16 protein-coding genes are annotated in these 20,482 nt (G+C 72.0%); 7 read left to right on the forward strand and 9 right to left on the reverse strand.

The annotated features are described in order from the left end of the window. Window positions 1-31: 31 nt before the first annotated feature. The 7 genes from KIK09_RS16575 to KIK09_RS16605 form a co-directional block, all read right to left on the reverse strand. Complete coding sequence (locus KIK09_RS16575; protein ID WP_214320102.1) at window positions 32-985, reverse strand: leucine-rich repeat domain-containing protein; 954 nt, start codon at window positions 983-985, stop codon at window positions 32-34. A 21-nt stretch (window positions 986-1,006) separates the two neighbouring features. After that, window positions 1,007-3,349, reverse strand: coding sequence for an aerobic carbon-monoxide dehydrogenase large subunit (cutA, locus tag KIK09_RS16580; RefSeq protein ID WP_214320103.1), 2,343 nt, complete (start codon window positions 3,347-3,349; stop codon window positions 1,007-1,009). Further along, entirely contained in the window at window positions 3,346-3,834 is a 489-nt protein-coding gene (locus KIK09_RS16585; protein WP_214320104.1) for a (2Fe-2S)-binding protein, read from the reverse strand. The genes cutA and KIK09_RS16585 overlap by 4 nt, the downstream gene beginning before the upstream one ends. Continuing rightward, entirely contained in the window at window positions 3,831-4,676 is an 846-nt protein-coding gene (locus KIK09_RS60035) for an FAD binding domain-containing protein (RefSeq protein WP_214320105.1), read from the reverse strand. The genes KIK09_RS16585 and KIK09_RS60035 overlap by 4 nt, the downstream gene beginning before the upstream one ends. Continuing rightward, window positions 4,673-6,085 (reverse strand): uracil-xanthine permease family protein, encoded by a 1,413-nt coding sequence (locus KIK09_RS16595; RefSeq protein WP_214320106.1) that lies wholly within the window; start codon window positions 6,083-6,085, stop codon window positions 4,673-4,675. The genes KIK09_RS60035 and KIK09_RS16595 overlap by 4 nt, the downstream gene beginning before the upstream one ends. Before the next feature lie 574 nt (window positions 6,086-6,659). Beyond that, a complete protein-coding gene (locus tag KIK09_RS16600) occupies window positions 6,660-6,869 on the reverse strand; it encodes an RNA-binding S4 domain-containing protein (protein ID WP_214320107.1) in 210 nt (69 codons plus the stop codon). 11 nt (window positions 6,870-6,880) lie between these two features. Next, complete coding sequence (locus KIK09_RS16605; RefSeq protein ID WP_214320108.1) at window positions 6,881-8,485, reverse strand: PucR family transcriptional regulator; 1,605 nt, start codon at window positions 8,483-8,485, stop codon at window positions 6,881-6,883. A 131-nt stretch (window positions 8,486-8,616) separates the two neighbouring features. Here KIK09_RS16605 and KIK09_RS59180 point away from each other — a divergent pair, with 131 nt between their 5' ends. From KIK09_RS59180 to KIK09_RS16630, 5 genes are all read left to right on the forward strand, one after another. Beyond that, on the forward strand, window positions 8,617-9,462 hold the full coding sequence (locus KIK09_RS59180) for an oxamate carbamoyltransferase subunit AllH family protein (RefSeq protein ID WP_214320109.1): 846 nt from the start codon (window positions 8,617-8,619) through the stop codon (window positions 9,460-9,462). Then, the gene (locus tag KIK09_RS16615) at window positions 9,459-10,775 is read left to right on the forward strand and encodes an AllF/FdrA family protein (RefSeq protein WP_214320110.1); all 1,317 of its coding nucleotides are present in this window, start codon (window positions 9,459-9,461) and stop codon (window positions 10,773-10,775) included. The genes KIK09_RS59180 and KIK09_RS16615 overlap by 4 nt, the downstream gene beginning before the upstream one ends. Further along, a complete protein-coding gene (locus KIK09_RS16620; RefSeq protein ID WP_214320111.1) occupies window positions 10,772-12,163 on the forward strand; it encodes a YlbE family protein in 1,392 nt (463 codons plus the stop codon). The genes KIK09_RS16615 and KIK09_RS16620 overlap by 4 nt, the downstream gene beginning before the upstream one ends. A gap of 97 nt (window positions 12,164-12,260) precedes the next feature. Beyond that, window positions 12,261-14,387: a serine/threonine protein kinase gene (locus KIK09_RS16625; protein ID WP_214320112.1), complete on the forward strand. Its 2,127-nt coding sequence runs from the start codon at window positions 12,261-12,263 to the stop codon at window positions 14,385-14,387. Window positions 14,388-14,431: 44 nt separating this feature from the next. Then, complete coding sequence (locus KIK09_RS16630; protein WP_214320113.1) at window positions 14,432-15,250, forward strand: MOSC domain-containing protein; 819 nt, start codon at window positions 14,432-14,434, stop codon at window positions 15,248-15,250. Window positions 15,251-15,264: 14 nt separating this feature from the next. Here KIK09_RS16630 and KIK09_RS16635 read toward each other — a convergent pair whose 3' ends face one another. Beyond that, entirely contained in the window at window positions 15,265-15,672 is a 408-nt protein-coding gene (locus KIK09_RS16635) for a hypothetical protein (RefSeq protein WP_214320114.1), read from the reverse strand. A 123-nt stretch (window positions 15,673-15,795) separates the two neighbouring features. On the opposite strand from KIK09_RS16635, the gene KIK09_RS16640 reads away from it, so the two are divergent. Beyond that, a complete protein-coding gene (locus KIK09_RS16640) occupies window positions 15,796-17,283 on the forward strand; it encodes a metallophosphoesterase family protein (protein WP_214320115.1) in 1,488 nt (495 codons plus the stop codon). Between the two features lie 21 nt (window positions 17,284-17,304). Continuing rightward, on the forward strand, window positions 17,305-18,876 hold the full coding sequence (locus tag KIK09_RS16645; protein ID WP_214320116.1) for a bifunctional 3'-5' exonuclease/DNA polymerase: 1,572 nt from the start codon (window positions 17,305-17,307) through the stop codon (window positions 18,874-18,876). 33 nt (window positions 18,877-18,909) lie between these two features. Here KIK09_RS16645 and KIK09_RS16650 read toward each other — a convergent pair whose 3' ends face one another. Further along, window positions 18,910-20,178 (reverse strand): MFS transporter, encoded by a 1,269-nt coding sequence (locus tag KIK09_RS16650; protein ID WP_308164134.1) that lies wholly within the window; start codon window positions 20,176-20,178, stop codon window positions 18,910-18,912. Window positions 20,179-20,482 lie beyond the last annotated feature (304 nt).

Below are 20,482 nucleotides of genomic sequence, written 5' to 3' on the forward strand. Positions count from 1 at the left end.
TGCCGAGATACGCACCCTCGCGAGCCCGGGTTCAGCGCAGGATGACGCACCCGCGTTCACGCAGCCGGTCCAGGCAGGCGGGCTCGTGGTCGAGCTTGTTCCAGCGCAGGTCGAGCTTCTCCAGGGCGGGCAGGTCGCCGAGCGTGTCGGGCAGCGTCCTGAGACGGTTGTTGCGCAGGTCGAGGTGCCTGAGCCGGGTCAGCTCACCGATCTCGACGGGGACCTGGCCGAGGTGGTTGTTCCTGAGGTCGAGCTGCCGCAGCTCGCCGAGTCCCGCGATCGAGGCGGGCAGGGCCGTGAGCCGGTTGCCCTGCAGGTGGAGCTCCCTGAGCTTGGCCAGCCGTCCGATCGTGCCGGGCAGGCTCGTCAGGAGGTTGTTGTAGAGGCGCAGCTCGACCAGCGACTCCAGGTCGCCGAGCGCGTCCGGGAGCGTGGTGAGGCGGTTGTCCGTCAGGTTGAGGTACGGCAGGCGCCGCAGCCTGCCCAGCGCGGCGGGCACCTCGGTGAAGCCGTTGTCGCTCAGGTAGAGGTACTCGGTCAGGTCCAGGTCGCCCAGCTCGGCGGGGATGGCGGGCAGCCGGTTGTGGCCGAGGTCGAGCATGCGCAGCCGCCCGAGCGCGCCGATCCCCGGCGGCAGGGCGGTCAGCCCGCACTCGGCGAGGTTCAGGCTCTCCAGCTCGCGCAGCTCCCACAGCGTCTTCGGCACGCCGGACAGGGGGTTGCCGCCGACGGCCAGGTGGCGCAGGCCCGGCGGGAGCCGTTCGGGCAGGGTCTCGATCGCGTTGCCGTAGGCGAACAGGACCCGCAGTCCCGGCGGGCACTCCGGCAGCTCCCGCAGCCGGTTGCCGTCCAGGTGCAGCTCCCGCAGCGAGCCCAGGTGGGCCAGGCTCGGCACCCGCGTCAGCCGGTTGCCGTCCAGCCGCAGGACGTCGGGCTCGCCCACCTCCGCGGGCATTTCGGTCAGTCCGCGCCATGCAAGATCCATGCCGCGTATCCTCCCAGAGCCCTAGGGGCGCTGGGCCCGCAGGTCGAACAGGTCCGACGGGGAGATCGGCATGCGGTCGACGGGGAAGCCCTCGGCGTCCTCGACCGCGGAGGCGATCACCGCCGAGACCGGGATGACGCCCGCCTCCCCCGCGCCCTTGATGCCGAGCGGGTTGAGCGGCGACGGCGTCTCCAGGTGCGCGGTCTCCACCTTCGGGATCTCGGTGGCGTAGGGCATCAGGAAGTCCATGAACGAGGCGTTGAGCAGCTGCCCGTGCCCGTCGTAGACCATCTTCTCGTACAGGGCGCCGGCGATGCCCTGCGCGACGCCGCCGTGGATCTGGCCCTCGACGATGGCCGGGTTGATCAGGCGCCCGCAGTCGTGCACCACGGCGTAGCGCAGCACCCGGATCTCGGCCGTGTCGGGATCGGTCTCGACGATGGCGGCGTGCATTCCGGAGGCGAAGGTGGAGCGGATCGGCGAGTAGTAGTCGCGCCCCTCCAGGCCAGGCTCCTCCCCCTCGGCCACCGGCGGCTTGTCGGGTGAGGACGTGCCGGAGAACTGGGTGGCCTTGGCCGCCTCGTCGTCGAAGGCGTACCGCAGCGGGTTGGCCAGCACGGCGACCGTGGACAGCGGGATCGAGACCTGCGGCGTGCCCACGACGTGCACGAGCCCGTCGATGATCTCCAGGTCGGCCGGGTCCGCCTCGAGCGCGTCGGCCGCGATCCTCAGCGCCTTCTCGCGGACCTTACGGCAGGCCAGCGCGATGGCGTTGCCGCTCATCACCGCGGCGCGGGAGGCGAAGGTGCCGACGGCGTACCCGAAGCGGCGCGTGTCGCCGGTCACCACCGACACCTGCTCGATGGGGACGCCCAGCTCGGTGGCCGCGATCTGGGCGAAGACGGTCTGGTGGCCCTGGCCCTGCGAGGTGAGCCCGGTCGAGACGTGCACGCGGCCGTCGGAGGTGATCTGGACGTGGCCGCCCTCGTAGGGGCCGACGCCGGTGCCCTCGACGTAGCAGCCGATGCCGATGCCGAGGTTGGGCCGTTTCTCGAAGGACTCCCAGCCGATCAATTCCTTGATCATTCGCAACATTTCCGGATAATCGCCGCTGTCATAAATAAGCGGCCTTCCGTCCTGAAAAATCATGCCTTGGTCGTAAGGGAACTCGTTCGACTGGATCAGGTTGGCGGCGCGTACGTCGGTGCGATCTTTCCCGAGATATGCGGCGATCTTGTCCATGGTCCGTTCCATGCAGAAGACGCCCTGCGGGCGCCCCGCGCCCCGGTACGGCGTCACCTGCACGGTGTTGGTGTAGACGGAGGAGAACTCGACCCGGTAGGAGCCGATCTTGTACGGCCCGAGCAGCTGCGTGGACGTGATGATCGGCACGATGATCCCGTACGGCGTGTAGGCGCCGTGGTCGTGCAGGAACGTCACCTCGAGCCCGAGGACGCGCCCGTCGTCGTCGAAGCCGACCCGCACGTACTGCACCTGGGCGCGCTCGTGGGCGCTGGAGACGAAGTGCTCGCGCCGGTCCTCGGTCCATTTCACCTCGCGGCCCAGCACCATGGCCGCCCACGGGACCAGCACCTCCTCCGGCCATGGGTGCACGATCTTCACGCCGAAGCCGCCGCCCACGTCGGGGGCGATGACCTCGACGTTGGTGAGGGGCAGCTCGAGCGCGGCGGCGACGGCCATCCTGACGCTGGTCGAGGTCTGGGTGCTGGAGTAGACGCGCAGGTCGGTGCCGTCCCAGCGGGCGTAGACGCCGCGGCCCTCCAGCGGCATGCTGGCGCTGCGCTCGATGTCGAGCCGGAAGGCCAGCGTGTGCGGCGAGGTCTCGATGCTCTCCCTGGCGTTGCCGACTTCCTGCACCAGGTTGGCGCCGACGTTGCCGGGCACGTCCTCGTGCACCAGTTGGGCGCCCTGCACGGCCTCCTCCAGGCCGACGACCGCCTTGAGCGGCTCATAGTCCACCTCGATCAGGGCGCAGGCGTCCTCGGCCAGGTAGCGGTCTGCGGCCACGACCATCACCACGGGCTCGCCCACGTGGCGGACGATCTGCCTGGCCAGCGGGTAGGCGGTGCGGCCGTGGGTGAGCGCGGGGTGCGGGATCAGCAGCGGCAGCGGGCGTGCCAGGCGATCCGGCAGGTCCTCCCAGGTGTAAATCGCGATGAGCCCGTCCACGTCCAGGGCCCGGGAGACGTCGATGTCCCGGATCAGGGCGTGCGCGTGCGGCGACCTGACGAAGGCCGCGGCCACGGCGCCGGGCCCCAGGTCGTCGACGTACCGGCCCTGCCCGGTGAGCAGCCGCGGATCCTCCCGCCGCTGGACGGGCTCCCCGAACAGCCGGGTGGTCACGATTCCTCCGCGATGAGCTCGGCGGCCCTGCGGACGGCCTTGGTGATGTTCTGGTAGCCGGTGCAGCGGCACAGGTTGCCGGAGATGCCCTCCAGGACCTCCTCCTCGGTGGGCGCGGGGTTGTCGCGCAGGAACGCGGTCACCGTGCAGAGGAAGCCGGGCGTGCAGAAGCCGCACTGCAGTCCGTGGCACTCGGCGAAGGCGCGCTGCACGGGCGAGAGCTCGCCGTCGCGGGCCAGGCCCTCGACCGTGGTGATCGACTGCCCGTCCACCGTCACCGCGAACGTCAGGCACGAGCGCACCGGCTCGCCGTCCAGCAGCACGGTGCAGCAGCCGCACACGCCGTGCTCGCAGCCGACGTGCGTGCCGGTCAGCCCGAGGTCGTGGCGCAGGCAGTCGGACAGCAGCCGGCGCACGGGCACCCGCACGCGCCGGGTCACGCCGTTGACGACCAGCGTGACGTCCCGCTCGCTCGCGCCGCTCATGCCGCAGCCTCCCTGCTCGCGTCCGTGAGAGCCCGCTCGGCCAGGATCCCGGCCAGGTGCCGCCGGTATCCGGCGCTGGCGTGGATGTCGGTCTCCGGATCGATCGCCTCCCGTACGGCTCGCGCCGCCGCACCCCAGTCGCCGCGCGTCTCGGTGACGTCGACCAGCACGGGCACGGGCCCGACGCCCACGCACCCGACCCTGGCCGACTCCACCCGCAGGTCCTCGTCCAGGGTCACCACCGCGCACACCCCGGCCAGCGCGTAGTCGCCGTGCCGCCGCGCCACCTCCAGGAACGCGGTGCCGGACCGCTCGGGCAGCGCAGGGAAGAACGCCGACACGGCCAGCTCCCTCGGCTCGATCGACGACTCCATCGGCCCGACGAAGAACCGGGACGCGGGCACGTCCACGAACTCGGGCCCGTCGCCGCCGCGCCGCGCCAGCCGTACCGACCCTCCCAGGACGGCCAGGACGGCGGGCAGCTCGGCGGCCGGGTCGGCGTGCACCAGGCTGCCCACGACCGTGCCGCGGTTGCGGATCACCGGGTGGGCCACCAGCCGCAGCGCCTGCCGCAGCAGCGGCGGGACGCCGGCCCGCTCCACCTGCGCGTGGCGGGCCAGCGCGCCGACCGTCACGCCCTCGGGGGCCGTCTCGACCACGGCCAGCGACTCGATCCTGTTGATGTCCACCAGGTGAGCGGGGGCCGCCAGGCGCATGTTGAGCATCGGGATCAGGCTCTGCCCGCCCGCGAGCACCTTGCCGTGCGAGCCCACCTCGGCCAGCACGTCGAGGGCCTCGCCGAGGTCCTCCGGTGCGTGGTGCTCAAAGGGCGGTGGCTTCACCCTGTTTCGCTCCCCACTGGTGCGGCCGGACGTCCGGACAGCCACCGCAGCAGGTGGTAGCCGGCCACCACCACGATCGTGCCGAACGCGATGCCCTCCAGGCTGAAATCACCGGTGATGACGTGCTTCACCGGTCCGACAGCCAGGATGATGCCCGCTCCGATCGGAACCATGTTCACCGGATCGGCGAAGTCGACCCGGTTCTCGACCCAGATCTTGGCGCCGAGCAGGCCGATCATGCCGTAGAGGATGACGGTGACGCCGCCGAGCACGCCGCCCGGCGTGGCGGCGACCAGGGCGCCGAACTTCGGGCACAGGCCGAACAGGATCGCGATCACGCCGGCGATGTAGTAGGCGGCCGTCGAGTAGACCTTCGTGGCGGCCATGACGCCGATGTTCTCGGCGTAGGTGGTGGTCGGGGAGCCGCCCACGGCGCTGGTGACCACGGTGGCCATGCCGTCGGCCATGACCGCCCGGCCCACGTACGGGTCGACGTCGGTGCCGGTCATCTCGCCGACGGCCTTGACGTGGCCGATGTTCTCGGCGATCAGCGCGATCACCGCGGGCAGCACCAGCAGGACGGCCGAGGCCTTGATGTCGGGCGCGTGGAAGTCGGGGATGCCGATCCACGGGGCCTTGGCCACGTTGGCGAAGCTCACCCGGTCGTGCTGGAACGCGGTGGCGACGCAGTAGGTGCCCTCGTTCTGGCAGAGCGCGCCGGCCGCGTCGCGCAGGTTCTGGCCGGGCAGCACGGAGCTGATCGGACCGGCCGTCTTGTCGAGCAGCCACGACAGGACGAAGCCGACGACGAGCCCGATCAGGATGCCGATGCGGCCGATGAAACCTTTGAACATGACGACGACCGCGAACGTGACGATCATCGTGATCAGCGCTATCCACTGGTCCTGCGGCCAGTAGACGTCCGCCACCACGAACGCCAGCCCGAACCCGATCAGCATGACCACCGCGCCGGTCACGACCGGCGGGAAGATCTTGTGGATGATCTGCACGCCGAGGAAGTGGATCGCCACGCCGGCCAGCGCCAGGACGAGCCCGGCGACCAGGATCGCCCCCGTCACGATCGCGCTGGCGGCGGGCGTGTGGCCGCCGAAGGCCGCCCTGATCGCGAACACGCCGCCCACGAACGAGGCGCTGGTGCCCAGGTAGCTGGGGATCTTGCCGTTCACGATCAGCAGGAACATGATCGTGGCCACGCCGGACATCATCACGGCCACGTTCGGATCGAGCCCCATCACCAGCGGGAACACGAACGTGGCGCCGAACATCGCGATCACGTGCTGCGCCCCGAACCCGATCATCCTCGGCCATGTCAGCCGTTCGTCGGGCCTGACCACCTCTCCCGGGGCCAGATGCTTGCCGTCGCCGTGTTTGGTCCAACCCAAAACCATGAGAGCCCCTTTGCACTTGGGCCGTCGGTTCGGTGGCCACCCCGCAGGCCGTTGCGGGCACATTAGGCCAGATCGCTATCGGTTACATCGGCATGATCTGCCAGTTCTTCCCCATGGTAGAGGTGGCTTCTCGCCGCGCACCGCCTTTCCCCCCAACTCCCTCCCGGCGAGTCTTCCCCACCCCCCGAAACCTCTACCCGACGCCTCCCACACGCCAACCCCACCCCACGACGATCACCCCGTACCGCGAGCGTCCCTCCCCACGGCGAGCACTCCGTAAGACGGGCGTTTCCCCACGGCGAGCACTCCGTACAGCGGGCGTCCCTCCCTACGGTGAGCACTCCGTACGGCGGGCGTTCTCCCTGCGGCGAGCGCTTCCAGGCGCCGGGTCGGTGGGACGGTGTACGGCGAAGTCGGCGCCCTGTACGGCGCGCGACCGGAACCCAGGGACGCGGATCCCGTGCGTCGTAACGGCGCGCGACCCCGCATCACCGCAGAAGCGTCCCCCTGGACAGAGCCCAGCCGAAGTACGGCGGGTGGCGCAGGGGCGGCCCGCCGTACAAAGAGAAACAGGTCAGTGGACCCTGATCGAGAAACCCTCGCCCGAGACAAGAGCCCCCGAACGCACCTTGCGCGTCTTGCGGAGCTCCACCTCCCCGTCGACCAGCACCATCCCCTCGGCGATGAGCTGCTTGGCCATGCCGCCGGTCTCGGTGACGCCGCAGTACTTCAGCAGGTCGCACAGCGGGATGTAGTCGGTGTCGAGGTCGAATTCCAGGTCCACAAGCCCCCAGCCTAGATGCCTCGCATGCGCAGTACGTGCAGCGCCAGCGTCAGGTTGAGCCGCAGGTGGGGGTCGTCGGTGAAGTTGCCGAGCAGCCGTTCCAGCTTCCCGATCCGGTAGCGCAGCGTGTTGTAGTGGAAGTGCAGCCGCCGCGCCGTCTCGGCCACGTTGAGGTTCGTCTCCAGCAGTACTTGCAGCGTGCGGCGCAGGTCGGCGTTCTCGGCGTCGTCGTCGGAGGCCAGCGGCCCGAGCGTCTCCCGTACGAAGGCGTGCAGCTCGCCGGTGTCGTTGACCAGCGACAGCAGCCGGTAGACGCCGAGCTGGTCGAAGTGGGCGACGGCGCCGCGCCCGTGCAGCTGGCGGCCCACCCTGGCCGCCTTGAGAGCCTGGGCGTAGGCCTCGGGCAGCGAGTCCGCGCCGGGGCAGGGCCGCGAGGAGCCGGTGGAGAACGTGGCGGGCAGCATGTCGGCGAAGGCCGAGGCGGCGTCCTTGGCCACGCGGGCCGCGTCCACCGCGGCGTGGATCACGGCCACGACCTCGTGCGAGAAGCCTGCCACGGCGCCGCGCGGGTCGTGGCGGCGCATCGCGGCGGTCCAGGAGGTGATCAGCCGGTCCTGCGCGGTCCGCTCGTCGCCGTCGGGGTCGAGCTCGGCCACCAGGACCGTGACCGGGCGTTCCAGGTCCCAGCCGAAGGCGCGGGCCCGGGTGGTGATCCGCTCCGCCGTACCGGCCCTGCCGGTCAGGACGTCACGCAGGAAGTCGGCGCGGTACTTGGACTCGACGGCGTTGACCGCCTCCTGCCTGGTCACGACGAGGGCCGCGACCGTGGCGGCGCGCTCCAGGATGCCGATGTCGCTGTCGCGGATGTTGCCCTGCGGGCTGTAGGCGACGATGCGGCCGTGGTGGTGGCCGCCGGCGACGACGGGGACGGCGGCGTAGGACTGGCCGCGGCCCGCCGCGGCGGCGGGGGCGGGCGGGCCCTCGTGGGAGATCGACTCGCGCAGCGCGGCCAGGTGGTCGGGCGGCCCGGCGGCGGCCAGCATCCGGCCGGAGCCGTCGACGGCGGCGACGGCCACGTCGAGTAACCCGGCCACCTCGGCGGTCACCTCGTTCAGCCCGCCGCCGGCCAGCACGACCTGCACCAGCGCGCGGTGCGCCTCCTCGGCCCGCAGCAGGTCGGCGGCCTGGCGGTTGAGGATGTCGGTGAGCACCTGGTTGAGGATGTCGTCGAAGCCGACGTCGTTGGGCAGCAGGATGAGCGGGAAGCCGAGCCTGTCGGCCTGCTCCACCATCTCCTCGGGCAGTTCGTCGACGTAGCGGCCGAGCTTGATGGCCAGCGCAGCCAGTCCCCTGTCGTCCAGGTCGGCGACCAGCCGGCCCAGCGACTGCGGGGTGTTGCGCAGCGGGTAGCCGGTGGTGAGCAGCAGTTCGTGCGGCTTCACCCACGCCAGGATGTCGGGCACCTCCATCACGTTGAGGCGCTGCACGATGCGACCGAGCCCGCTCTCCCCCGCGATCAGACGGGCCTCTGCCAGGGTCGACACGCCCAGAACCTCCCCCACGGACACGCCGTGGATGATCGTTCCTGTACTGGCAAGACGGACAGGGGGCTCCATAGTGGTGATTGTGACCCCAGAAGCGGTCTGTCAGGAAGAGCCAACCTTCCCGCTGGCTGTTGGCAAATTTCTCCGTACGAGGGGTTGAACGCGCGTTCTACGGTCAGGTCCAGGATCGGAAGGGAGCTCCTGTGACCGTCGGTACGCGCACCAGGCACGTGACGGGCGCCGCAAGCACAGCCGTACGCCCGGTGCTGGAGGCACCGCGCCGCCCCGCGCGGGTGCTCGCGGCCTTCCCTGCCGGGGTGTATCTCGAGGTCAGGACCGATCTTGAGCCGTCGGTGATCGCGATCATCACCGGGGCCGCCACCCGCCTGCCCAACTCGGTGCTGCTGGCGGCGGAGCTGCCGCACGTCACGGTGGGTGACGAAGCCGCGGTGGGCGACGGCTCGGTCGAGCTGGGCCACCTGAGCCTGCGCGCGCGACGCTGGTGGGATCCCGCGCCGCCGCTCGGCCCCGTCGATCTCGTACGGCTGGCCGAGGCGCTGCCCCGGGTGGTGCCGCACGGCGCGGGCCTGGCGGGGAACTCCACGGTGGCGCTGCTGGCCGAGAGCTGCGCGTCCGGGTGGCTGCTCGGCGCGGTGAGCGCCGCCGAGCGGCTCGTCGGGCTGGGCCCGGGATTGACGCCCAGCGGCGACGACGTCCTGGCCGGTCTCCTGGTGACGCTGCGGCACCTGGGAGGCGCGGCCGGGGTCGAGCGGGCGGTGTGGCTGGCCGGATGGCTGGCCGCCACCGTCACCTACGACGCGCGCACCCGGACGACGCCCATCTCGGCGACCCTGTTGCACTGCGCGGCGCGCGGCGAGGCCAGCCCCGAGGTCACCGACGTGCTGCGCGCCGTGGCCGACGGCCTGCCTCTCGACCCCGCCCTGCTGCGCCTGCACGCCCTCGGGCACACCTCGGGGGCCGACCTCACCCAGGGCATCGCCATCGGCCTGTCCGCCGTCGTCGGCATGGGCGCGGGGGGCGGCACGTGACCCGCGACCTGGTGCTGGTGCGGCGCGGGGTCTACCACGACTCGGTGGCGTTGATGCGGGTCAGCCGGGCGCTGTCGGAGCTGCCGGGCGTCGAGGTGGCCACGGTGGCGATGGCGACCGAGCTCAACCAGGGCGTGGCACGCGATCTGGGGTTCGACCTTCCTGCCGCGGAGCCCGGCGACCTGCTGGTGGCCATCCGCGGGCAGGACGTGGACGCCGCGGCGGACGAGCTCGACCGCCAGCTGGGGGCGCTGTCGAGCCCGTCCGCCCAGGCGGCCGAACAGCCGCCGCTGACCACCCGCTCGGCCGTCCGCGCGGGCGGCGGGAACCTGGTGCTGGTGTCCGTGCCGGGAGAGCACGCCTTCTGCGAGGCCATGGACGCGATCGAGGCGGGCCTGGACGTGATGGTGTTCAGCGACGGCGTGCCCGTGGAGCAGGAGGTGGCGCTCAAGCGGCGGGCCGACGAGCAGGGCGTGCTAGTCATGGGTCCCGACTGCGGCACCGCGATCATCGCGGGGGCCGGGCTCGGGTTCGCCAACGTCGTCAGGCCGGGTCCCGTGGGCCTGGTGGCCGCCTCGGGCACGGGCGCGCAGCAGATCACCTCGCTGCTCGACCTGGCGGGTGTCGGCACCAGCCACGTGCTCGGCGTGGGCGGCAGGGACCTCACCCCCGAGGTGGGCGGCCGCTCGACGGCCAGGGCGCTGCGCCTGCTCGACGAGGATCCGGCCACCCGGCTGATCGTGCTGGTCTCCAAGGCGGCGGGAGCCGTACCCGAGACTCCCAAGAAGCAGGTCGTGAGCGCGATCATCGGCGAGATCGATCTGACCGAGGCGGCGGAGGCGGCGCTGCGGGCGCTCGGCAGGTCCGTGCCCGAATGGCCGGCCTGGCCCGGCTGGTCGGGAAGGCCGGTGACGGGCACGATCCGCGGGATCTACTCCGGCGGCACGCTGTGCGCGGAGGCCGCGGCGATCGCCGGGCGCGGCGAGTTCGTGGACTACGGCGACGACGCCTACACCCGCGGCCGTGCCCACCCGATGATCGACCCGATGCTGCGCGTGGAGGCGATGGCCAAGGTGGACCCCGGCGACGTGGTGCTCATGGACGTGGTGCTCGGCCACGGCGCCGATCCCGACCCGGCCTCGTGGCTGGTGCACGCCATCCGCCGCTGCCCCGCCACGGTCGTGGTCGCGCTGGTCGGCACCGAGGGCGACCCGCAGGACCTGCACCGGCAGGCGGCCGCGCTGCGCGAGGCGGGCGCGTCCGTCTTCACCTCCAACGCCCAGGCGGCAAGATACACGGGGAGCCTGCTGTGAGCCTGCTGTCCGGCCCGCCCCGGGTGATCACCGTCGGCGCCGGCCTGCTGGAGGAGTCGCTGCGGGCGCAGGCCGTGCCCACCACGCCGGTGACCTGGCATCCGCCGCTGACCGGCACCGAGGACGCGCTGGCCACGCTGCTCGCCGACCCGCGCCGCGAGGCCGCCAACGAGGTGGCCGTGGAGAAGCTGACCTCCGCCCGTCCCTTCCTGGTGGGAGTACGGCGGGCCGCCGAGATCCTGCCCGCGGGCACGTTCCTGCACGCGGGCCCGCCGATCACCTGGGAGCGCGCCTCCGGCCCGCTGCGCGGCGCGCTGATCGGGGCGATGCTGCTCGAAGGGCTGGCGGGCGACGAGCAGGACGCCGAGACCAAGCTGGCCGCCGGCCAGGTGCGGTGGGAGCCGTGCCACGAGCACGCCGCCGTGGGGCCGATGGCGGGCGTGGTGAGCCCGTCGATGTGGATGTTCGAGGTGCGCGACGCCGAGCACGGCGGCACCGCCTACTGCTCGCTCAACGAGGGCCTGGGCAAGGTGCTGCGGTACGGCGCCTACGGCCCTGAGGTGCTGGACCGGCTGCGCTGGATGGACCGCGTGCTGGGTCCCGCGCTGGCGGTCGCGCTGGAGTCGACCGGCCCGCTCGACCTGCGGGCGATGATCGCCCAGGCGCTGCAGATGGGCGACGAGCTGCACAACCGCAACAGGGCCGCCACCTCGCTGCTGTTGCGGGAGCTGGCGCCCGCCCTGGCCGAGACGTGTTCCGAGGCCGCCGAGGTGCTGCGCTTCATCGGCGGCAACGACCACTTCTTCCTCAACATGGGCATGGCCGCCGCCAAGGCCGCCACCGACGCCGCGCGCGACATCCCCGGCTCGACCATGGTCGTGGCCATGGCCCGCAACGGCACCGACTTCGGCGTGCAGGTCTCCGGGCTGGGCGGGCGCTGGTTCACCGGGCCAGCCGGGGTGCCCGACGGGCTCTACCTCGGCGCGTACGGCCCCGAGGACGCCAACCCGGACATCGGCGACTCGACGATCACCGAGACGTCGGGGCTGGGCGGGTTCGCGATGGCCGCCTCACCGGCGATCGTCCGCTTCGTCGGCGGCGACGTGTCGGACGCGGTGGCCGCCACCCGGTCGATGTACGAGATCACGCTGGCCGAGCATCCCGCCTACCAGATCCCCGGGCTCGGCTTCCGCGGCACGCCCGCCGGGATCGACGTCACCCTGGTCGCCAGGACGGGCCTGCTGCCCGTGGTGAACACCGGCATCGCCGGACGCGTCGCCGGAACCGGGCAGGTCGGCGCGGGCCTCGTCAGGCCGCCGGCCGAGGCGTTCACCAGCGCTTTGATCGCTCTTGCAGCAGCCGTAACCCCAGGTCAGCCCGGCAGTTAACTTCCATTTCTCAACAACCTGCCTATATCGTGGCGAATCTCATAATCTGGAAGCGTGGCGCGAATGTGACATTTGAGGCGGAAGATAGGGGCGGGACATGGCAGCCGACCGCTTGCTCAGCGGCCACGGAGACGCTCCACCTCCGCCGTCGCAGAGCCAGGGCCGACTGATCGGCAGGCGCTACCGGCTCATGTCGCCTGTCGGCAGGGGCGGCATGGGCATGGTGTGGCACGCCCACGACGTGCTGCTCGACCGCGACGTGGCGGTCAAGGAGCTGATCCTCCCCTACGGGCTCGACCACGCGGGCAAGCAGGTCGCCCACCGCCGGATGCTGCGCGAGGCGCGCTCGGCGGCCAGGCTCACGCATCCCGGCATCGTCACCGTGCACGACGTGGTCGAGGAGGACGGCCGGCCCTGGATCGTCATGGAGCTGGTCCGCGCCTGGTCCCTCGAGCAGGCCGTACGGCAGAGCGGCCCGCTGCCCGTCGTCCAGGCCGCCGAGATCGGGATCCGGGTCCTGGACGCGCTGCGGCACGCGCACGCCGCCGGGATCCTGCACCGCGACATCAAGCCCGGCAACGTGCTGCTGACCTCCGACCGGGTGGTGCTGACCGACTTCGGCATCGCCGCGATCGAGGGCGACGTGACCATCACCCAGACCGGGCTGCTGATGGGGTCGCCGGCCTACATCCCGCCGGAGCGGCTGTCGGGGCAGCCCATCACGGTCGCGGCCGACCTGTGGTCGTTCGGCGCGACGCTGTACGCCGCGGTCGAGGGGCACCCGCCGTACGAGGGGCCCGACGCGATCGCGGTGCTGGGGGCCGTGCTGACGCAGCCGCCGATCGGGGCGCAGCGGGCCGGGGCGCTGCTGCCGGTGATCGACGGGCTGCTGCGCAAGGACCCGGCCGAGCGGCTCACGGCGGAGCAGGTGGGCGAGCAGCTCGAGCAGATCCTGCGGGCGCACGGGTCGAACCCGCCGCGCACGCTGCCCAGCCAGGGCGATCCGACGCCCGCCGGGCTGCTGCCGCCGCTCGATCCGCCCTCGGGGCCGATGCCCTCGCGCATCGTGGAGACGCCGTCGGGGCCGGTCCGCGTGCCGTACGATCCGCTGTCCGGTCCGTCGGACGCCTACGCGATGCCGTACGACAGCCCTTCCGGGGCGCACCGCACCGACCAGCTGCCGCAGCAGCCCTTCGACGCCTTCGCCAGCCACTCGGGGCCCCTGCCCGTGCACTCCGGCCCCGCCGAGTCCGCGCACGACGTCCTCGACGCCCCTGAGCGCGACCAGGCGCCGGACGGCCCGCACCGTCTCACGGAAGTGGCACGCCGCCTGCCCGACGCCTTCGACGCCCCGCCTGACGGCTTCGGCGGGCCTTCCGGACCGTATGCCGTGCTCGGCGGGCAGCAGCCGTCCTTCGGCAGCCCGTCGGGGCCGCAGCCGATCCTGCCGCTGACCACCGACGCCAAGGCCGCGCCGTGGCCGCTGGCCTCGCCCGACGACCTGCGCGAGCATTCCAGGGACCTGTCGCGCGACCTGCGTTCCGGGCAGTCCGGCGCGCACGCGATCCCTGAACGGCCGCTGAAGGGCCGGCGCCGCCCCTCGGACGAGGACGGCGGCTGGATCCGCGAAGGCCGCCCCACGCTCCGCCTGATCGTGACCGCGGTGGCCGTCGCGGGCGCGGCCGTGGCGGTGTTCGCGTTCCTCACCTCGGGCGGCTCGCAGTCCCCCGCGACCACCGCCTCTCCGCTGACCGCCCAGCAGGGCTCGAGCGGCGAGCAGACGGCCGCGGTGCCCGGCGGCTTCAAGGCCTTCACCCCGCCGGGGTTCACCGCGGCGGTGCCCGACGGCTGGAAGCTGGCCTCTTCCAGCTCGGAGGCCACCTTCTCCGGGCCCAAGGACTCGGGCATGAAGATCAAGGTCGTGCACGCCACGCCCCAGGCGGACGGCGGGCTGGCCGTACTGGGCCAGGAGGAGGCGGCGGGCGGCGTCGACGGCTACATCCAGGTGCAGCTGCAGGCGGTGAAGTACCGCGACTGGAAGGCCACCGACTGGGAGTACACCTACACGCTCCCCAACGGCGTCCCCATGCACGCCCTGACCCGCTACGTCACCATCGACGACACGGCAGCCTTCAAAATCACCTTCGACCTGCCGGAACTCAAGTGGGACGACCAGGCCGACGCCCGCAGGACCTTCCTGTCCACGTTCCGCCCCACCCGCTGACCCCTCGGCCGCCCGGCCGTGAGGCGTGAGATACGGTCGGCGGCATGAGGCTGGCGAGCATCCACTACTACCCCGTCAAGTCGACCCGAGGTCACGACGTCGAGCACGCGCAGGTGGAGCCCTGGGGCCTGGCAGGAGACCGGCGCTACCTCATCGTCGACGCCAAGGGCGAGATGCTGACCGCCCGCGAGGAGCCCCGCCTGCTGGCCTGCCACCCGCGCCTGGAACCCGACGGCGGCCTGACGCTCACAGGACCGCATGCGGACCCGCTGCGCGTCACGCCCACCGACCGGATGGCGCCCGTCACCGTGTGGCGTACCGAGGTGAAGCTCACCGACTGCGGCGACGACGCGGCCGCCTGGCTGTCGGCGCTCGTGGAGGCCCCCGTCCGGCTGCTGTGGCTGGACGACCCGACCCGGCGCCCCGTCAACCCCGACTACAGCGAGCCCGACGACCGCGTCAGCCTCGCCGACGGCTACCCGCTGCTGCTGGCCTCCACGACGTCCCTGGCGCAGCTCAACGACTGGATCGCCGAGACGGCCGTGGAACGCGGCGAGGAACTGCCCGAGCCGCTGCCGATGCGCCGTTTCCGCCCCAACGTCGTCGTGGACGGCGCCGAGCCCTGGGCCGAGGACACCTGGCACCGCCTGCGCATCGGGGACGTCCCGTTCCGCGTCACCAAGCCGTGCGCGCGCTGCGTCCTCACCACGATCGACCCCGAGACCTACCGCAAGGGCAAGGAGCCCATCCGCACCCTGGCCCGCCACCGCCGCTGGGACGGCAAGACCTGGTTCGGCGTCAACCTCATCCCCGACACCCCCGGCGCCCTCACCACCGGCGACCCCGTCGTCATCCTCGCCTGACCCTTACGGCCGGGCTACGGGCTTTCCTGGGCGAGTTTGTCCGCGGCGGCCGCCGCCTCGGCGGCCTCATCGTCGCGGTGGAGGGCGCCGAGGACGTCGGCGAGGCAGGCGAGCGCGACCACCAGCGGCGCCCCGCCGTGGGGACGGCTGAGCGCGACCGCCTCCTCCGCGCGGCCAAGCGCGTCCCCTGGACGCCGGGCCCGCAGCAGCGCCCTGGCCGTGGTGCGCAACGCCCGGGCCAGCAGCGGCTCGTAGGCGGCGGGATCCGCCTGCGCCAGGTCACGGCAGAGCGCCACCGCCCGCTCGCACGCCTTCACCGCCCCGCGCCTGGACTGCGTCCGGGCGTGCGCCAGCAAGCCCTCCACCGCCTCGGCTCCCGTAGTGCCCCGCCGTACCGCGTCGTCGAAACCGTTCCTGGCCATAGAAAGCCCCCGGCCTAGGCAACCGCTTGGTTGTTGAGGCATGAGGTTACCGCACAGATACTCCGAGTAACAGAACCATATGAGTCGCTGCCCCCAGAGCAAGATCGCGGTAAAGATAGGGGCATGGTGGAAGTCGCGGCAGAGCGTGGCAGGCAGGTCTCCTCACGGGTCTCGGAAGAGGGCGCCGGCTGGCGGTGCCAGCGGATCGGGACGTTCAAGGAGCTCAGGCCGAACAAGCGCAGCTTCTCCTGGTTCAACCTGCGGACGCTGTGGCACTCGCGCAACGAGATCCTGACAGGACTGTTCGGCGACCCGTCGGGGCAGGTGCGGCGGCGGTGGGTGGCCTCGCAGCAGGCACGCGGCGCCGACCCGGACTTCCGTGTCAGGCCGGAGGTGGGCGAGAGCTTCTCGTTCCTGCTGATGGGCGACACGGGTGAGGGCGACGCCTCGCAGTACGCCGTCATACCGGGGCTGCTCAAACTGGGCGAGGACACCGACTTCGCGGTGATCGCCAGCGACGTGCTCTATCCGGCCGGATCGGGCAACGAGTACGGCGACAAGTTCTTCCGCCCCTACAAGGACTACGAGGCGCCCATCTACGCGGTGCCCGGCAACCACGACTGGTACGACGGGCTCGGCGGCTTCATGCGGGTCTTCTGCGACGCGCACCCGCTCAAGCCCGCGCCGGATCCCGGGTTACGCGGGCTGCTGTGGCGCAAGCCGGAGACCATCGACGAGGGCAGGCTGGCCCAGGCCAGGAAACTGCGCGACAAGCCGTCGCAGCAGGCGGTCCAGCCGGGTCCCTACTGGGCGATCGAGACGCCGAGCCTGCTCATCGTCGGCGTCGACACGGGCATCGACGGCTCCATCGACCGCGACCAGGCGGAGTGGCTGCGCCGTACCTCGCGAGACCCGAGGCCGAAGATGCTGGTCACCGGCAAGCCGATCTACACCCGCAACGTGCACAAGCCCTCGAAGCTGGAGGGGGGCGGCACCATCGACGACATCATCCGCGATCCGGCCAACCGCTACGTGGCGGCCATCGGCGGCGACGTCCACAACTACCAGCGTTATCCGGTCAAGGTGGACGACCGACTCATCCAGTACCTCGTGTCCGGCGGCGGGGGCGCCTTCATGCACGCCACCCACACCACGCCCAGGGTCGACGTGGCAGGGGTGCACGAGGACGAGTTCAGGTGCTACCCGCTGCGCGGCGACTCCCTGTCGTTCTACAGCCAGCTCTACGCCCGCCGCCTGCACATGAAGTGGCTCTACCTCACCCCTGCCGAGGCGTCCGCGATCATGGCGGAGCAGATCGGGAACACCCCGGTCAGGGCCCCGCAGGACGTGGAGATCACCTGGCGCATGCGGCTGGCGGCCCGCCTGCTCGGCGGCGTCTGGAACTCGCGCTTCCGCCTGCCCGTCGAAAGTGTCTTCCACCGGTATCTGTCGGAACTGTCCGACTGGGACACCCCGCCGTTCTTCAAGCAGTTCCTCCACCTCACCGTCACCCCCGAACGGCTCACGATCCGCTGCTTCGCCGCCACCGGCTGCCTCCAGCAGGAGACCGACCCACCTCTCGAGGACGAGGTGGTCATCGCTTTGTCGTAGTCGCCTGGCACTCTTGGGAGCGTGTACGTGGTGCTGGCGGGGGACACGCTCCTCCCGGTCGGAGGAGAGCCTCGGCCTGCCCGCGACCTGGCCGAGCTCGAGCGGCAGCGGCCGCGCTGGGTGTGGGCCGACGCCCGCGCCGTCTACCCGCCGCTGCTGCGCGCGGGCGTGCGCCTGTCCCGCTGCCACGACCTGTCCCTCACGGAAAACCTCCTGCTCGGCCACGAGGGCAGGTACGGCGAGCCGCACTCGGCCCGGGCCGCCTACGCCCGGCTGCACGGGCTGCCCGTGCCCGAGGACGAGGAGGAGCACACGGCCAGGCAGGACACGCTGTTCGAGCCCGAGCGGCCCGAGCTGACCGCCGGGCAGCTGGTCGAGGTGCTGCGCGACCAGTTGCGGCGCATCGAGGCGCTGCCCGACCCCGGCCGGTTCCGCCTGCTGGTGGCCGCCGAGTCGGCGGGCGCGCTCATCGCCGCCGAGATGGGCCACGACGGCATGCCGTGGCGCCGCGACGTGCACGACGCGCTGCTGACCGAACTGCTCGGGCCCCGCCCGCGCCACGGCATGCGCCCGCCCAAGCTGCAGGCGCTGGCCGACGAGATCTCGGCGGCCTTCGGCGGGCAGGCGGTCAACCCCGACTCCGTGCAGCAGCTGGTCAGGGCGTTCAAGGGCGCGGGGGTGGCGCTCAAGACGACCCGGTCGTGGGAGCTGAAGCAGATCGAGCATCCCGCGATCGCGCCGCTGCTGGCCTACAAGGAGCTGGCCCGCCTCTACAGCTTCCACGGGTGGGCCTGGGCCGACCAGTGGGTGCGCGACGGCCGCTTCCGCGCCGAATACGTGGTGGCCGGGGTGGTGTCGGGCCGCTGGGCCACCAGCGGCGGCGGGGCGCTGCAGATCCCGAAGGTGATGCGGAAGGTCGTGGTGGCCGACGACGGCTGGGTCCTGGTCGTGGCCGACGCCGCCCAGCTCGAGCCGCGGGTCCTGGCCGCCATGGCGGACGACACCGGGCTCGCCGGCGCCGCCGGGGAGATCGACCTGTATTCGGCGCTGGCCCAGTCCTTCGGCGGCGAGCGCGACAACGCCAAGATCGCGATGCTGTCCGCGATGTACGGCGGGACGAGCGGCGACGCGCCCAAGCTGCTCGCGGTGATGCGGCAGCGCTTCCCCAAGGCCTACCAGTTCGTGGAGGACGCGGCCAAGAGCGGCGAGGAGGGGCGGCTGGTGCGCTCCTGGCTCGGCCGCACCTGCCCGCCGCCGTCGGAACGCTGGAAGAGCCTGGTGTCCGGCCCGGAGGGCGCCCGCGCCGCCAGAGACCGGGGCCGCTTCACCCGCAACTTCGTCGTCCAGGCCACCGCCGCCGAATGGGCCCTCGTCCTCATGGCGGTCCTGCGCGGCCTCCTGCCGGCCCCGGCCAAACTCGTCTTCTTCCAACACGACGAGGTCATGATCCACTGCCCCCGCGCCCAGGCGGACACCGTCATCGCCGCCATCACCACCGCCGCCACCCAAGCCACCACCCTCCTCTTCGGCCCCACCCCTGTCCGCTTCCCCATGCACTCCACCCCCGTAACCACCTACGCCGAAGCCAAATAACCCACCCCACGGCCCTGGAGCTGCGTGGTGGGGTCAGGTGGGTTGGCGGCGCCAGGTTATGAGGAGCCAGAGGCCGGCGGCGGTGACCATGATGCCGACCACCAGGCCGAGGAAGCCGTAGGAGAGGCCGCCGACGATGGCGCCCGCGACGATGGTGCCCGTGGCTCCGCAGACGTTCATGAGGAGGTCGGACAGGCCCTGCACGGCGGGGCGGCGTTCGATGGGCACCGACTCGGTGACGAGGGCCGATCCGGCCACCAGACCGCACGACCAGCCGAGGCCCAGGATGACGAGGGCTATGGTGACCTGCCCGACGTGGTGGCCCGCCGTACCGGCGAGCACGGCGGCGCTGAGCAGCAGCGCCATCCCCAGGATCAGCACGGGCACCTTGCCCGCCTTGTCCGCCAGCCAGCCCACCACGGGCGACATGACGTACATGCCGGCGATGTGCAGGCTGATCACCAGGCCGATGATGTCCAGGGTCGAACCGTCGTGGTGGAGTTTGACCGGAGTCATCGACATGACCGACACCATGGCCGTGTGGCTCACCGCGATCATGATGAGCGCGCGGCGGGCCATCGGCGTGACCCGCAGCGTACGCCAGGCGTCGCGGACGGCGCGCTCGTGCTTGGCGGCGGTGGCGTGGGTGCCGTCCAGGCGGCGGGCCAGCTTGAGCGGGTCGGGACGCAGGCCGGCCACGACGACGATCAGCGCCAGCGCGAAGGCCAGGGCCGCGAAGGCGAAAGGTCCCGCCTTCTCCACCAGGCCCAGGTTCATGCCGATCTGGTCGGCGGGCTTGGCCAGGTTCGGTCCGGCCACGGAGCCGATCGTCGCGGCCCACACGACCAGCGACAGGTGGCGCGCGGCGTGCCCCGGCGGCGACAGGTCGGTGGCCGAGTAGCGGGACGCCAGGTTCCCCGCGCTGCCGCCGCCGACCAGCACCAGCCCGCCGAGCAGCAGCGGCCAGTTGCCGATGGTGATCGCGGCGACCGAGATCGCGCAGCCGACCAGCGCGGCCACGTACGCCAGGGCCAGCCCCGCCCGGCGCCCGCCCCTACCGGCGGCCTTGGCGGTCGGCAACGCGAGCAGCGCGGCGCCCAGCACGGTCGCGGTCCCCGCGAATCCGCTGATCACCGTGGAGCCCGACAGCTCGTCGACCACGACGGAACTCAGCGCCAGCCCCACCGCGACCCCGACCCCGCCCACGATCTGCGCGGACGACAGGACCGCCAGCGTGCGGCGCTGGATCCCACGGATCCGATCGGGTGAGGTGCTCTCGCGTTTCGTGGGGGCGCTGGTCACCCGTGAAGTCTCCCATACCCCCCAAATCGGGACGACCTTATACTTCCACAATCTTGTACGGCAAAGCCCCCGCCCTACCTAGCTACGCCCCCACCGCCGACCCCGCGCCCGGGATGGCCGCACGAGGTGCCAACGCCTCTGAACCCGCCCACACGCACGCACCCAGGACTGCCCTGCAACGTCGCGACCAGGGCCCGCCTACCGCGCCCCCGCCATCCCGCGCGCCGCACAACGCGCCGACCTCCACCGACCACCTTCCCGCCGACCCCGGCGCCAGGGAGGGCCGCCCGTGGTGTCAGCGCAC

This window comes from Nonomuraea sediminis, assembly GCF_018531495.1.
GTDB lineage: Bacteria > Actinomycetota > Actinomycetes > Streptosporangiales > Streptosporangiaceae > Nonomuraea > Nonomuraea sediminis.

Coding starts and splice junctions, on each gene's coding strand:
- KIK09_RS16625 (WP_214320112.1), top strand. CDS start 12,261: ATGGCAGCCGACCGCTTGCTCAGCGGCCACGGAGACGCTCCACCTCCG.
- KIK09_RS16605 (WP_214320108.1), bottom strand. CDS start 8,485: ATGGAGCCCCCTGTCCGTCTTGCCAGTACAGGAACGATCATCCACGGC.
- KIK09_RS16630 (WP_214320113.1), top strand. CDS start 14,432: ATGAGGCTGGCGAGCATCCACTACTACCCCGTCAAGTCGACCCGAGGT.
- KIK09_RS16595 (WP_214320106.1), bottom strand. CDS start 6,085: ATGGTTTTGGGTTGGACCAAACACGGCGACGGCAAGCATCTGGCCCCG.
- KIK09_RS16635 (WP_214320114.1), bottom strand. CDS start 15,672: ATGGCCAGGAACGGTTTCGACGACGCGGTACGGCGGGGCACTACGGGA.
- KIK09_RS16585 (WP_214320104.1), bottom strand. CDS start 3,834: ATGAGCGGCGCGAGCGAGCGGGACGTCACGCTGGTCGTCAACGGCGTG.
- KIK09_RS16575 (WP_214320102.1), bottom strand. CDS start 985: ATGGATCTTGCATGGCGCGGACTGACCGAAATGCCCGCGGAGGTGGGC.
- KIK09_RS16640 (WP_214320115.1), top strand. CDS start 15,796: ATGGTGGAAGTCGCGGCAGAGCGTGGCAGGCAGGTCTCCTCACGGGTC.